Origin of the sequence: Rhodococcus parequi, from assembly GCF_046042785.1 — a bacterium.
Taxonomy (GTDB): domain Bacteria; phylum Actinomycetota; class Actinomycetes; order Mycobacteriales; family Mycobacteriaceae; genus Prescottella; species Prescottella parequi.
On sequence record NZ_JBDLNV010000001.1, the window covers coordinates 17,721 to 31,098 of the forward strand.

Genomic DNA, 13,378 nt, shown 5'->3' on the forward strand with positions numbered 1-13,378 from the left:
GTGCGGGCCGACTCAGGTTAGCCGTTGTGCGGGTCCACCCCGAAGGCCTCGGCGAGGTCGTCGAGGATCTTGTGCGCGCCCTGGATGCTGACCGGCGTCATCCACATCGCGTCGTCGACCTCGACGATGCGGCCCTTCAGCGTTCCCCACAGCGGGTTCTGGCGGAAGGCCTCCGCGGCCTTGATCGACTTGCCCTCGGGATCCTGGTATGTCGCGACGAAGATGAGGTCGGCCTCGGCGTCGCCCAGCCGCTCCGGGCTGATCGAGTTCATGATGCTGCCGGCATCGGCCGGATCGGCCTGCTGGCTGTCGGGGCGGGCGAGCCCGGCGTCGGCGAGGACGATGCCGCTGAAGGACGTCGTGCGGTACAGGCGGGCGGTCGGCTCGCCGGCGAAGCGCACGACGGACACCTTCGGGTTGTCGGCCTTGGCGTTGATCTCGTCACCGATCGCCTTGGCGCGGGCCTCGTAGTCGCCGATCTTCTGCTCGGCGAGGTCCTCCTTGCCGAGGGCCTTCGCCACGAGCCGGATGTTGTCCTTCCACGTCGGACCGGTCGACTGCGAGAACACCGTCGGCGCCAGTGCCGACAGGGCCTGGTAGTTCTTTCCGTCACGCACCTCCGCGGACAGGATCAGGTCGGGCTCGAGTTGGGCGACCTTCTCGAGGCTCGCGTCCTGCACCTTGCCCACCGACACGGCGTCCGCGGCGTACCGGTCGCGGGCCTCGCCGAGGTAGTCGGGCAGTCCCTGCTCGCGGTAGTCGACGAAGCCGACGAGTGGCGACTCGAGCAGGAGCACGGCGTCGGCGTAGCTGTTGTCCAACGTGACGATGCGCTGCGGCTCGGAGTCGATGTTGGTCACGCCCCGAAAATGTTCGACGGTGCGCGGGAACCCCGTCGACTCGGTGGCCGTTGTATCGGCGGTGCTCTCGGTGGAGGAACAGCCGGTGAGGGCGAGGCTCACGGCCACGCCTACGGCAGCGAGCGAACTGAGCGTGCGGCGGCGAGTCGGTGTGTACACGAGATGGAACTCCAAGCGGGTGGAACGGCAGGACCGAGGTGGTTAGGTAAGGGGAACCTTCATAGCATGAATGTGTCGTTGCTCTCGACAGCCGGGTGGCGCCCGGCGACGGACCCGGGATCGTGCCGACACGCCGCGGCATGGTGGTCGAGAGGTCCGATCGGGGACTAAAGCCCTGTTCGTGGCCTCGAGGCCGCAAGGTCGTAAGGCCCGAGTACGACAGGGAGTAGGACCCGGTCCGCGGTGCCCGAAAGCACCGTCTACGATTCGATGAGCGCAAGCCAGCGAACGCCTCATCCGCCAGTCCGGGGTAGGCGCTCAGAGCGCGGCCTGCGGAGCGACCAAGGGCACATTCAGGAGGATCAGTGACTGCCGTAGCGCCCCAGCCAGTCCCGGAGATAGCAGCGAGGCCTTACCCGCCGCGGCAGGGACCCAAGGGCTCGTTCATCTACAAGATGGTGACGACCACCGATCCCAAGGTGCTCGGGATCATGTACCTGGTCACCTCTTTCGCGTTCTTCCTCATCGGTGGCCTCATGGCGCTGCTGATGCGTACCGAGCTCGCGGTGCCGGGTCTGCAGTTCCTCTCGAACGAGCAGTTCAACCAGCTGTTCACGATGCACGGCACGATCATGCTGCTGCTGTACGCGACCCCGGTCGTGTTCGGCTTCGCCAACTACATCGTTCCGCTGCAGATCGGTGCCCCCGACGTGGCGTTCCCGCGCCTGAACGCGTTCAGCTACTGGCTGTACCTGTTCGGTGCCATCATCACCACCGCCGGCTTCATCACCCCGGGTGGTGCTGCCGACTTCGGTTGGACCGCCTACACCCCGCTGACGAGCGCGCTGCACTCGCCGGGCGTCGGCGCCGACCTCTGGGTCCTGGGTCTCGCCGTCGCGGGTCTCGGCACCATCCTCGGTGGCGTCAACTTCATCACCACCATCGTCTGCCTCCGCGCACCGGGCATGACCATGTTCCGGATGCCGATCTTCACCTGGAACATCCTGATCACCAGCATCCTCGTGCTGCTGGCCTTCCCGCTGCTGACCGCTGCCTTCATGGGTCTGTTCGTCGACCGCCACCTGGGTGGCCACATCTTCGACCCGGCAACCGGCGGCGTCCTGCTGTGGCAGCACCTGTTCTGGTTCTTCGGTCACCCCGAGGTCTACATCATCGCGCTGCCGTTCTTCGGCATCGTCTCGGAGATCTTCCCGGTCTTCTCGCGTAAGCCGATCTTCGGCTACAGCGGCCTGGTGTACGCCACGATGGCCATCGCCGCCCTGTCGATCGCCGTGTGGGCGCACCACATGTACGCCACCGGCGCCGTGCTCCTGCCGTTCTTCTCCTTCATGACGTTCCTCATCGCGGTCCCGACCGGTGTGAAGTTCTTCAACTGGATCGGAACGATGTGGAAGGGCCAATTGACGTTCGAGTCGCCGATGCTGTTCTCGGTCGGCTTCCTCGTGACCTTCCTCTTCGGTGGTCTGTCGGGCGTCCTGCTCGCGAGCCCGCCGATCGACTTCCACGTCACGGACTCGTACTTCGTCATCGCCCACTTCCACTACGTGCTCTTCGGCACCATCGTGTTCGCCACCTACGCGGGCATCTACTTCTGGTTCCCGAAGATGACCGGCCGGATGATGGACGAGCGCCTCGGCAAGTGGCACTTCTGGACCACGTTCGTCGGCTTCCACGCCACCTTCCTGGTCCAGCACTGGCTCGGTGCCGAGGGCATGCCGCGCCGCTACGCCGACTACCTGCCCACCGACGGCTTCACCACGCTGAACACGATCTCCACGGTCGGCTCGTTCATCCTCGGTGCCTCGACGCTGCCGTTCCTGTGGAACGTCTTCAAGAGCTACCGCTACGGCGAGGTCGTCAAGGTCGACGATCCGTGGGGTTACGGCAACTCGCTCGAGTGGGCCACCACCTGCCCGCCGCCGCGCCACAACTTCACCGAGCTGCCCCGCATCCGTTCGGAGCGTCCGGCGTTCGAGCTGCACTACCCGCACATGGTCGAGCGCATGCGCGACGAGGCCCATGTCGGCATCGGACACGGCGGCAAGCACGCCACCGCCGTTCTGGAGGACAACAAGTCCTAGCGGACCGGAGGGTCCCTGCACTACCGGAAGGCCCCGCCCGTACCTCGGGCGGGGCCTTTCCGTTGCTCCCACGCCGACTTGGCAGAATGTGGAGCGGTATTTCATTGTCGAGTTGTTCGAGCCCGAACGAACGGAGTTCTCTCGGTGGGTGCGTCAGACGCCACGGTTCTGGTGACGGTTACTGGTCCGGACAGGCCCGGCGTGACGTCGGTGCTCTTTGCGGCGCTGTCGCGCCACGACGTCAGCCTGCTCGACGTCGAGCAGGTCGTGATCCGCGGTCGGCTCACGCTGGGCGTGCTCGTGGCGTGCCCCACCGACCCGGAGGCGCTCCAGGAGGAGCTCGAAGAGGCGATGGACACCGTCGGCATGAATGTCGACGTCGAGATCGGTGCCGACCCGGCCGGTCGGCAGCAGGTTTCCACGCACGCCGTCGTGGTGCTCGGCAGCCCGGTCAGCGCACGGGCGTTCCGCTCGCTGTCGCGTGAGCTGGCCCGACAGGGCGCGAACATCGACTCGATCCGCGGTGTCGCCGACTACCCGGTTACCGGTCTCGAGCTCATGGTCACCGCGTCGAGCACCGGCGCCGAGGCGGACAAGCAGCTGCGCACCGGGCTCGCGGAGGTTGCGGTCGGCGCGAACGTCGACGTCGCCGTCGAGCACGCCGGTCTCGCGCGGCGCGCCAAGCGTCTCATCGTGTTCGACGTCGACTCGACGCTCGTCCAAGGCGAGGTCATCGAGATGCTCGCCGCTCGTGCCGGCGTCGAGGACGAGGTCCGCGCCGTCACCGAGGCCGCGATGCGCGGCGAGATCGACTTCACCGAGTCGCTGCACCAGCGGGTCGCGACGCTCGCCGGGCTCGACGCGTCGGTCATCGACGACGTCGCCGCCGACCTGCAGCTCACCCCCGGCGCGCGCACCACGATCCGGACGCTGCGTCGTCTGGGCTACCACTGCGGCGTCGTGTCGGGTGGATTCCGTCAGGTGATCGAGGGCCTCGCCCACGAGCTCGAACTGGACTTCGTCCAGGCCAACACACTCGAGATCGTCGACGGCAAGCTCACCGGACGCGTCGTCGGGGACATCGTCGACCGTGCCGCCAAGGCCGTCGCCCTGCGCAAGTTCGCGGCCGACGTGGGCGTGCCGATGGAGCAGACCGTCGCGGTCGGTGACGGCGCCAACGACATCGACATGCTCAACGCCGCCGGCCTGGGCGTCGCGTTCAACGCCAAGCCGGCGCTGCGCGAGGTCGCCGACACCGCGCTGTCGCACCCGTTCCTCGACGCCGTGCTGTTCGTGCTCGGTGTCACCCGGAACGAGGTCGAGGCCGCCGACGCGGTCGACGGCGTCGTGCGGCGCGTGCCGATCGCATGACCCTCACCGGGGACGGGTTCGCGGCTCGGCACGGCGTCCTGGCCGCCGGGTACGGCAGCCGTCCGGACCCGGACGATCCGGCGCAGGTCCTCGCGATGCCGATGGTCCTGCACATCCCCAAGATCGATCCGCCCGCGCGCAGCGACCTGCTGGCCGCGGCGGCGTCGGCGACCGTCGCGCTGTGCCTCGACGACCGGGTCGGGCCAGATGAGGACGGCGAGCCCGGTCCGTGGCAGGACGCGTTCCGGGAGTGGACCGACGCGCGGATCCGCAAGGTGGCTCGGCGGGCCCGCGGTGCACAGTGGCTCGCGGCGCAGGACGTCGACGGCGTGACCGTCGAGGTCTCCGGTGCGCAGGCCCGGGCACTGGTGCCCGGTCGGGTGGGCGCACTCGACCCGCGCATCCGCAAACTCCAGATCGGCGGCACGGACCTCGAGCACGACGAGCCCGGGCCTGTCCCGGAGGGCGTCCCGACGCTGTGGGTGAACGCGGCGCTCGGCATGAGCGTCGGCAAGGCCGCCGCGCAGGTGGGGCATGCGTCGATGATCCTGGCCGGCGCGATGCCGGTGGACCGGGTGAGACAGTGGGCCGCGGACGGCTACCGCTGCGCGGTGCGCGACGCCGACCCGCAGCGGTGGGCGCAGTTGTGTGACGAAGTCGCTCGGGGGGCGGCGGTTGCGGTGCGCGACGCCGGGTTCACCGAGGTGGCGCCCGGTTCGATGACGGTGATCGCGCCCATCCCCTGATCGGGCCGCCGACACGCAGGTCCGGTCCGATCGGACCACCCGACGGGCAGTACGCGAAGATGGTCGCTGTGTCGGAACCAGATCCTGATCTCCTCATCGATTTCGAAGACGTCCTGATTCGCCGTGGCGGAGCGACCCTCGTCGGCCCGGTCTCCTGGAAAGTGGAGTTGGACGAGAAGTGGGTCGTGCTCGGCCCCAACGGCGCGGGCAAGACGTCGCTGCTGCGCATGGCCGCCGCCGAGGTCCACCCGACGGCCGGCGTCGCGCGCCTGTTCGGCGAGACGTTCGGCCGCGTCGACATCACCGAACTACGACCCCGGATCGGGCTGTCGTCGTCGGCGTTGGCACACCGCGTCCCGGCGGACGAGATCGTGAGCGATCTGGTGGTGTCGGCGGGCTACTCGGTGCTCGGTCGCTGGCGGGAACGCTACGAGGACATGGACACCGAGCGCGCGGTCGAGATGCTCGAGAGCCTGGGCGCCGAGCACCTGTCGAACCGCGTGTACGGCACCCTGTCGGAGGGCGAGCGCAAGCGGGTCCTCATCGCCCGTGCGCTGATGACCGATCCGGAGCTGCTGCTGCTCGACGAGCCCGCCGCGGGACTCGATCTCGGCGGCCGTGAGGAACTCGTCGCACGCCTCGGTGATCTGGCGGCCGACCCGGATTCGCCGGCGACCGTACTGATCACCCACCACGTCGAGGAGATCCCGCCGGGCTTCACGCACGCGATGCTGCTCTCCGAGGGGCGGGTCGTGTCGCAGGGACTGCTCGACGACGTCATCACCGCCGAGAACCTCAGCGAGGCCTTCAGCCAGTCCATCACGCTCGACCGCGTCGACGGCCGCTACTTCGCCCGTCGGACACGGCATCCCGGGCGGCACCGCGCCTGAGGCGGCCCCGGCCGCCCGCGACACGCGCGGCCGACGTGCCCGGTGGGACTGGTGGTGAGGCGTCCGTCACTCGGGGCGTAAGTTCCCGGTATGGGAACTTCTCGAGAGTCGGGCGCACCCACCGCGGGTGCCCCGCAGCAGGCCGGAATGTTCGACTCGGCGCAGACCCCGGCGACCGCACCCGAGCCGAAGGACGCGTCCACGGTCATGCTCGTGCGTGACGGGGACGACGGCGTCGAGGTCTTCCTGCTGCGCCGGGTGGCAGGCATGGCATTCGCCGGTGGCATGACGGTGTTCCCCGGCGGCGGCGTCGATCCGTCCGACGGCACCGCCGACGTCCGCTGGGCCGGCCCGTCGCCGGCGTGGTGGGCGGAGCGGTTCGGCGTCGACGAGGCCCGCGCCAAGGCGCTCGTGTGCGCGGCGGTGCGGGAGACGTTCGAGGAGTGCGGAGTGCTGCTCGCCGGCCCGACGGAGGACAGCGTCGTCGCGGACACGGCCGGGTACGCCGAGGCCCGTCGACAGCTCGAGTCACGGGAGCTGTCCTTCGCGGACTTCCTGGCGCGCGAGAACCTGGTGCTGCGTGCGGATCTTCTTCGCCCCTGGGCGAACTGGATCACCCCGGTCCAGGAGGGGCGCCGCTACGACACCCGCTTCTTCGTCGCCGTGCTGCCCGAGGGACAGAACGCCGACGGCGAGACGTCCGAGGCCGCCGAGGTCGCGTGGCGCACCCCGGCCGCAGCCGTCGACGACTGGCGCGAGCGCCGCAGCGTCCTGCTGCCGCCGACGTGGCGTCAGCTCGCCACGCTGGGCGAGTTCGACGGCGTCGACGCGATTCTCGCTGCCGAGCAGGAGATCTCGCCGATCCTGCCGGAGCTGAGTTTCGTGGACGGCAATCCGCGCGTCTCCTTCCCCGGTGACGGGGGCTACTACGACACCGGAGCGCTGCCCTGGGGTACCGACAAGTAAGTTGGTCACATGGCTGAGTTTGTGACCCTCGAGGTTTCCGAAGGTATCGGCACGATCCGTCTGGCGCGTCCCCCGATGAATGCCCTGAACCGCCAGGTGCAGGAAGAGATCCGGGCGGCGGCCCGTCAGGCGACCGTCGCCCCCGAGGTCAAGGCCGTCATCGTCTACGGCGGCGAGAAGGTGTTCGCTGCCGGTGCCGACATCAAGGAGATGGCGGAGCTCGACTTCGTCCAGATGAGCGAGATCATCGCCGACCTGCAGTCGGCGCTCGGCGCGATCGCCGACATCCCGAAGCCGACGGTCGCCGCGATCACCGGCTACGCGCTCGGCGGCGGCCTCGAGGTCGCGCTCGGCGCCGATCGTCGCATCGCCGGCGACAACGTCAAGCTCGGTGTGCCGGAGATCCTGCTGGGCATCATCCCCGGCGGTGGTGGTACGCAGCGCCTGGCCCGCCTGGTGGGCCCGGCCAAGGCCAAGGACATGGTCTTCACGGGTCGTTTCGTCGGTGCCGAGGAGGCTCTGGCGATCGGTCTCATCGACGAGATGGTCGCGCCGGACGAGGTCTACAACGCCGCGCGCACGTGGGCGTCGCAGTTCACCGGTGCCGCGAGTCGGGCCATCGCCGCCGCGAAGGCCGCGATCGACCAGGGCCTCGACACCGATCTGGCGACGGGCCTGAAGATCGAGCAGCACCTGTTCGCGTCGCTGTTCGCGACCGCCGACCGCACCATCGGCATGGAGTCGTTCGTCGAGAACGGTCCCGGCAAGGCGAAGTTCACCGGCAAGTAGCCGCGTCCCCCACCTCTCGCGTTTTGCGCACTTGTCGCGCTCCCCGGCCCCGGGAAACGACGACAAGTGCGCAAAACGCGGAGGGAAGGACCGCAAAACTAGAACTTGTTCATTCCTTACCATTCGGTAGGATTCCCGGCATGACCGCAAGCCCCCAAGACCCAGCGCCCAACCCGCACGCCACGGCCGAAGAGGTCGAGGCTGCGCTGCAGGACACCAAGCTCGCCCAGGTCCTGTACCACGACTGGGAAGCGGAGACCTACGACGACAAGTGGTCCATCTCGTACGACGAGCGCTGCATCGACTATGCGCGCGGGCGTTTCGACGCCGTCGCGGGTGATCAGCCGCTGCCGTACGAGCGGGCGCTCGAGCTGGGCTGCGGCACGGGCTTCTTCCTCCTCAATCTGATGCAGGGCGGCGTCGCGAAGACCGGTTCGGTCACCGACCTGTCGCCGGGCATGGTGAAGGTTGCGCTCCGCAACGCCGAGCACCTCGGTCTGCCGGTCGACGGCCGCGTCGCCGACGCCGAGACGATCCCGTACGAGGACGACACGTTCGACCTCGTCGTCGGGCATGCGGTGCTGCACCACATCCCGGACGTCGAGCAGTCGCTGCGCGAGGTGCTGCGCGTGCTCAAGCCGGGTGGCCGATTCGTCTTCGCCGGTGAGCCCAGCACGATCGGCAACTTCTACGCCCGCTGGCTCGGACGCGCGACGTGGGCGGCGACCACCAATGTCACCAAGCTGCCGTTCCTGTCCGATTGGCGTCGTCCGCAGGCCGAGCTCGACGAGTCGTCGCGGGCTGCGGCGCTCGAGGCCGTCGTCGACCTGCACACGTTCGATCCCACCGACCTCGAGAACATCGCGAAGTCGGCCGGTGCCGTCGGGGTCCAGGCCAAGACGGAGGAGTTCGCCGCGGCGCTGCTCGGCTGGCCGGTCCGCACCTTCGAGGCCGCCGTGCCGCCGGAGAAGCTGGGCTGGGGTTGGGCCAAGTTCGCGTTCGGCGGCTTCAAGACGCTGAGCTGGGTCGACGACAAGGTGCTCCAGCACGTGGTCCCGCGCAACTTCTTCTACAACGTGATGATCACCGGCGTGAAGCCGGGCACCACCGACTGAGCCGAGTCGAACGAGCTTTGGGATACGACTTCACTATCGACGACGTCGACTACCTGCGCAGCACCGAGGGCATTGCGGCGCTGACGCAGACGGCGGAGTCGGAGCTGTCCACGCGGACGCGCCTGGCCGACATCGGCCGGGCGCGTGCGCGTTTCGGCGACCGCGTGGGCCTTCTCGTCGAGACCGTCCTGTTGCGGCGCAAGGCCGAGGCCAAACTGTCGGGCGCCGACTCGTGGTTGTTCACCGACGACGCGCTGCAGCAGGCCACCCCGATCACGGTCGCCCGGCACCGCGGCGAGCGGCTGGCCGGACGTCGGGTCCACGACGTGACCTGCTCGATCGGCGCCGAACTGTCGGCGCTGGTGCCGGTGGCGGACACCGTGATCGGCAGCGACCTCGATCCGGTGCGGCTCGCGATGGCCGCGCACAACGTTCCCGGTGCGTCGCTGGTCCGGGCCGACGCGCTGCAGCCCTGCACCCGCGACACCGTCGTCATCGCCGACCCGGCCCGACGTTCCGGCGGCAAACGCACCCACGACCCGGCGGCGCTCATGCCGCCGCTGCCCGACCTGCTCGACGTCTACGCCGGCCGAGATCTCGCGGTGAAGTGCGCGCCGGGCCTGGACTTCGATCGGCTCGACTGGGACGGCGAGGTGGAGATCGTCTCGCTCGACGGCGGTGTCCGTGAGGCGTGCCTGTGGTCACCGGGCTTGTCCGGCGTGGGTGTGCGGCGCCGGGCGAGTGTCCTGCGGTCGGACGGGACGTCGTGGGAGCTCACCGACGCCGAACCCGACGACATCCCCGAGCGCGAGCCGGGGGAGTGGATCGTCGATCCGGACGGTGCCGTCGTGCGGGCGGGCCTGGTGCGTCACTACGCGGCGCGGCACGGTTTGTGGCAGTTGGACCCGCGGATCGCGTACCTCACGGGCGACAGCGTGCCGGACGGTGTGCGCGGATTCCGGGTGCTGGCCCGGCTCAAGTACACCGAGAAGGCGTTGCGTCAGGAGTTGGCGGCCCGTGACTGCGGGTCGGTCGAGATCCTGGTCCGCGGACTCGACATCGATCCGGCCGTGCTGCGACCGCGCCTGAAGCTGCGCGGCACCACGCCGATGTCGGTGGTGCTCACCAGGATCGGACGCACGCCCGTCGCGTTCGTGTGCGCCGCGCGGGATTGACCGCTACTTCAGGACGAACAGTTCGCCGATCAGTGTCGGGGTGAGGATCTCGCCGTCGGGCCCCACGGAGGTGCCGGCGGTCGATCCGGACGCACCGGGCAGGCCGTCCTGGTCGAGCGTCTCTCCGGTCGTGGAGTCGAACGTGAGGAGCGCGAGGCCCTTCTCGCCGTCCCGGACGACGGTGTAGGCGGTCGATCCGGGCGTCTGCGCGGTCGCGCCGCGCTGGACGACGTCGGCGCGTTCCCACAGCACCTCGGCGTGGTCGCCGCGGTCGCGCAGTGCCAGCAGGCGTCCGTTCTCGGCGCCGGCCGGGATGATCACCCCACGGTCGGAGACGGACGGCCCGCCGCGCGCCCCGTAGCCGAGGTCGTAGGTCCAGTTCAGGCTGCCCGATTCGGTGTCCAGGGCCCAGAGGTGACCGGCATTGTCGTTGGCGTACACGCTCTTTCCGTCACGCGACAGCACAGGGCCGGACGCGCTGCCGTCGGCGAGCAGGGCGGTGGACCACTCCTCGCTGATCCGGGGGCTCTCGCCGCCGTCGTACCGGAGGGCGACCAGGTCTGCCTGTGGAGCGCCGCGGCGCCAGAACGTGAGGATGATGCGCCCGGTCGCGAGGTCGATCGCGGGTGAGGTCGCGACGGGGCACAACGGCCCTCCTGCGACGCAGTCGTCGATGCCCAGATCGTTGGGGAGCGGATCGATGTTCGCGCCCTGCGTGTACGACGCCGGCGGGATCAGGTCGTACGGTGCCGCGACGCCGCGGCCGGTCTGCGGATCGAGCACGCTGACCTGCCCGAGCTGCGTCACGAACAGCAGGTTTCCGTCGCCGGTGAACTGTGCGGAGAGCGGGGTGCCGGTGACCGGTGTCCGCCAGCGCAATTGGCCGCGCTCGTCGAACGAGAGCATCGCGCCGTCCTCGCCCACGTAGATGTTGGTGGCGCGGTCCACGACGGGCGTCGACAGGGCCGACCCCGCTCCGACGCGGGTGCACCAGCGCTTGCGGCCGGTATCGCTCTGGAACGAGAAGAGGTTGCAGCCCGAGTCGGTGCGAGCGGTCAGGAAGATCTGCCCGTTGGCCGCGACGGAGGCAGGCGTGGTCGTCGGGCCTCCGAGCGGGCGCGACCACTGGAAGTCGAGGGAGCGTGATCCCGTCACCGCACCGGTGTCGCTGTTGCGGGCGTCGGAGTGCATGCCGGGCCACCCACCCGCGCCGAAGACGTCCTCGGCGCCGGAGTCCCCGCTGCACCCTGCGAGAAGGAGAGCCGAGATCGCCGTCAGCGCCGCCGCCGACGACCGAAGGGCACGCCGCATCACATCTCCTCGAATCGGAATCCGTCCGGAGCGAGACTATCCCGGCCCCGATTCGCCGTCGGCCAACCGCCCCACGCCGAATCGTGGGACCCTCGAAGAACGGATCCGTCGCGGCGGAGGAGACATCATGCGAATTGGTGTGCCGAAGGAGATCAAGAGCGGTGAGCTGCGGGTGGCTCTGACCCCACTGGCCGTCAACGAGTTACGCGCGAGGGGTCACGACGTCCTGGTCGAGCGGGGCGCGGGAATCGGATCGTCGATGCCCGACGGCGAGTTCGTCGCGGCGGGCGCCCGCATCCTCGACCGGGCCGAGGACGTGTGGGCCGAGGCCGACATGGTCGTGAAAGTGAAGGAGCCGTTGGCGCCGGAATTCGCATCGATGCGCCGCGGACAGGTGCTGTTCACCTATCTGCACTTGGCAGCCTCGCTGGAGTGCACCGAGGCGCTGCTGTCGAGCGGGGTGACCGCGATCGCGTACGAAACCGTGGAGCGGGCCGACGGCTCGTTGCCGCTGCTCGCCCCGATGAGCGAGGTCGCCGGACGCCTCGCCACCCAGGTGGGGGCACATGCGTTGCAGGCAACATCGGCCGGCGCGGGACGGGGAATCCTGCTCGGCGGGGTGCCGGGGGTGCCGCCGGGGCGGGTGGTCGTGATCGGGGCGGGTAGCGCCGGCACCCACGCGACGGCCGTCGCGGTGGGGATGGGTGCGCGGGTGACGGTCCTCGACAAGGACGTCGATCGGCTGCGAGCGATGCACGCCCGCTTCGGATCTCGCATCTCGACGGCCGTGTCGACCCGGACCGAACTCGAACAGACCCTGGCGGACGCGGATCTGGTGATCGGTGCGGTCCTCCTGCACGGTGCGCGGGCGCCTCGCCTCGTCACGTCCGAACAGGTGGGGCGGATGCTCCCGGGCAGTGTGCTGGTCGACATCGCGATCGATCAGGGTGGTTGCTTCGAGGATTCGCGCCCGACTACGCACGACGACCCGACTTTTGTGGTTCACGATTCAATTTTCTATGCGGTCCCCAATATGCCCAGCATTGTTCCCCATACGTCCACCCGGGCTTTGGTAAACGTAACGCTGCCGTTTGTCTCCGCTGTCGCGGAAAAAGGCTGGCGGACGGCGATGCGGGCCGACAGTTCCCTGGCTGCGGGGTTGAACACCTGGTCGGGGCAGGTGGCGCACGCCCCGGTCGCGGCCGCGCACGCCCTCCCGTATGTGACTGTGGAAAGTGCCCTGAACGGCTGAAATGCCCGATAGCGGTAAACATCATGCGTGCAATTCGATCGGGTGACGATCGTTGCAGATCGTTTATCGAATTCGGTCGCGACACGCGGTGGGGAATTGTGTCTAATGGATTCATGCAGCCGGGAACGCGGACAGAATCCGAAGTCGACGTGCGGCACACCATCACGATCGAGGCCGACCCGCCGGCATCGGACCTCCGGGAGGACTCGATTCCGACACCCGATTCCGTTGTCGCAGAAAGCTGTTCCGATCCCAGAGGCGAGGATCTCGACACCGCCGACACCGCCGCCGCTGCCGGCACCGCGGGTCCCGACGACTACCTCCTCGGCACGCCCGCTGCGGGACGCGTGGTGACCGGCGGCCTCGTCGTGGGGATCGCCGCCGCCGTCGGAATCGTGATGGTCTCGGTGGTCGCCATGCTGGTCACCGCACTGGTCGGCACCCTCATCGCCTACGTCGTCGCCCACGACGACCAGTGGGTGCGGTCGATGCGCCGACGGCGCGCCCGCCGGCGTCAGGTGCTCGTGGCACCCCGGTGGACCCGGCACTCCTGGGAGGCCGGGCACGGCGTGGGACGGCACGCGGCGACCTGACCTGCGGGGCACGTGACCGGGCGCACAGTGGTGGTCCGTAGGCTTACGT

Annotated in this window: 12 protein-coding genes; 10 read left to right on the forward strand and 2 right to left on the reverse strand. The window is 69.1% G+C overall.

Features of this window, described 5'->3' with window-relative positions; translation table 11 throughout:
* Nucleotides 1-17: 17 nt before the first annotated feature.
* Nucleotides 18-962 carry an ABC transporter substrate-binding protein gene (locus tag ABEU20_RS00110; protein WP_420163101.1) on the reverse strand — a complete coding sequence of 315 codons (945 nt, stop codon included), beginning with the start codon at nt 960-962 and terminating at the stop codon, nt 18-20.
* Nucleotides 963-1,384: 422 nt separating this feature from the next.
* Here ABEU20_RS00110 and ctaD point away from each other — a divergent pair, with 422 nt between their 5' ends.
* The 8 genes from ctaD (at nt 1,385) to ABEU20_RS00150 (ending at nt 10,173) form a co-directional block, all read left to right on the forward strand.
* On the forward strand, nt 1,385-3,121 hold the full coding sequence (gene ctaD / locus ABEU20_RS00115) for an aa3-type cytochrome oxidase subunit I (RefSeq protein WP_420162397.1): 1,737 nt from the start codon (nt 1,385-1,387) through the stop codon (nt 3,119-3,121).
* Between the two features lie 144 nt (nt 3,122-3,265).
* The gene (gene serB, locus ABEU20_RS00120) at nt 3,266-4,492 is read left to right on the forward strand and encodes a phosphoserine phosphatase SerB (RefSeq protein ID WP_420162398.1); all 1,227 of its coding nucleotides are present in this window, start codon (nt 3,266-3,268) and stop codon (nt 4,490-4,492) included.
* Nucleotides 4,489-5,238, forward strand: coding sequence for an aminoacyl-tRNA hydrolase (locus ABEU20_RS00125; RefSeq protein ID WP_420162399.1), 750 nt, complete (start codon nt 4,489-4,491; stop codon nt 5,236-5,238). Before serB ends, ABEU20_RS00125 begins: the two co-directional genes overlap by 4 nt.
* Before the next feature lie 59 nt (nt 5,239-5,297).
* Nucleotides 5,298-6,128 carry an ABC transporter ATP-binding protein gene (locus tag ABEU20_RS00130; protein WP_420162400.1) on the forward strand — a complete coding sequence of 277 codons (831 nt, stop codon included), beginning with the start codon at nt 5,298-5,300 and terminating at the stop codon, nt 6,126-6,128.
* Between the two features lie 147 nt (nt 6,129-6,275).
* Nucleotides 6,276-7,094 (forward strand): NUDIX hydrolase, encoded by an 819-nt coding sequence (locus ABEU20_RS00135; RefSeq protein WP_420163102.1) that lies wholly within the window; start codon nt 6,276-6,278, stop codon nt 7,092-7,094.
* Nucleotides 7,095-7,103: 9 nt separating this feature from the next.
* A complete protein-coding gene (locus ABEU20_RS00140) occupies nt 7,104-7,883 on the forward strand; it encodes an enoyl-CoA hydratase/isomerase family protein (protein ID WP_420162401.1) in 780 nt (259 codons plus the stop codon).
* Between the two features lie 140 nt (nt 7,884-8,023).
* Nucleotides 8,024-8,998: a class I SAM-dependent methyltransferase gene (locus ABEU20_RS00145; protein WP_420162402.1), complete on the forward strand. Its 975-nt coding sequence runs from the start codon at nt 8,024-8,026 to the stop codon at nt 8,996-8,998.
* Between the two features lie 17 nt (nt 8,999-9,015).
* The gene (locus tag ABEU20_RS00150; protein ID WP_420162403.1) at nt 9,016-10,173 is read left to right on the forward strand and encodes a THUMP-like domain-containing protein; all 1,158 of its coding nucleotides are present in this window, start codon (nt 9,016-9,018) and stop codon (nt 10,171-10,173) included.
* Between the two features lie 3 nt (nt 10,174-10,176).
* On the opposite strand, the gene ABEU20_RS00155 is transcribed toward ABEU20_RS00150, so the two are convergent.
* Nucleotides 10,177-11,484: an outer membrane protein assembly factor BamB family protein gene (locus ABEU20_RS00155; RefSeq protein WP_420162404.1), complete on the reverse strand. Its 1,308-nt coding sequence runs from the start codon at nt 11,482-11,484 to the stop codon at nt 10,177-10,179.
* Between the two features lie 127 nt (nt 11,485-11,611).
* Here ABEU20_RS00155 and ald point away from each other — a divergent pair, with 127 nt between their 5' ends.
* Together ald and ABEU20_RS00165 are read left to right on the forward strand one after the other, a co-directional pair.
* Complete coding sequence (gene ald / locus ABEU20_RS00160; protein ID WP_420162405.1) at nt 11,612-12,736, forward strand: alanine dehydrogenase; 1,125 nt, start codon at nt 11,612-11,614, stop codon at nt 12,734-12,736.
* Nucleotides 12,737-12,849: 113 nt separating this feature from the next.
* A complete protein-coding gene (locus ABEU20_RS00165) occupies nt 12,850-13,329 on the forward strand; it encodes a hypothetical protein (protein ID WP_420162406.1) in 480 nt (159 codons plus the stop codon).
* Nucleotides 13,330-13,378: the final 49 nt, after the last annotated feature.

Bases quoted from the DNA above. Each gene is read 5' to 3' on its own strand.
- ABEU20_RS00125 (WP_420162399.1), top strand. From the start codon at position 4,489: ATGACCCTCACCGGGGACGGGTTCGCGGCTCGGCACGGCGTCCTGGCC.
- ABEU20_RS00130 (WP_420162400.1), top strand. From the start codon at position 5,298: ATGGTCGCTGTGTCGGAACCAGATCCTGATCTCCTCATCGATTTCGAA.
- ABEU20_RS00135 (WP_420163102.1), top strand. From the start codon at position 6,276: ATGTTCGACTCGGCGCAGACCCCGGCGACCGCACCCGAGCCGAAGGAC.
- ABEU20_RS00140 (WP_420162401.1), top strand. From the start codon at position 7,104: ATGGCTGAGTTTGTGACCCTCGAGGTTTCCGAAGGTATCGGCACGATC.
- ABEU20_RS00145 (WP_420162402.1), top strand. From the start codon at position 8,024: ATGACCGCAAGCCCCCAAGACCCAGCGCCCAACCCGCACGCCACGGCC.
- ABEU20_RS00155 (WP_420162404.1), bottom strand. From the start codon at position 11,484: ATGCGGCGTGCCCTTCGGTCGTCGGCGGCGGCGCTGACGGCGATCTCG.
- ald (WP_420162405.1), top strand. From the start codon at position 11,612: ATGCGAATTGGTGTGCCGAAGGAGATCAAGAGCGGTGAGCTGCGGGTG.
- ABEU20_RS00165 (WP_420162406.1), top strand. From the start codon at position 12,850: ATGCAGCCGGGAACGCGGACAGAATCCGAAGTCGACGTGCGGCACACC.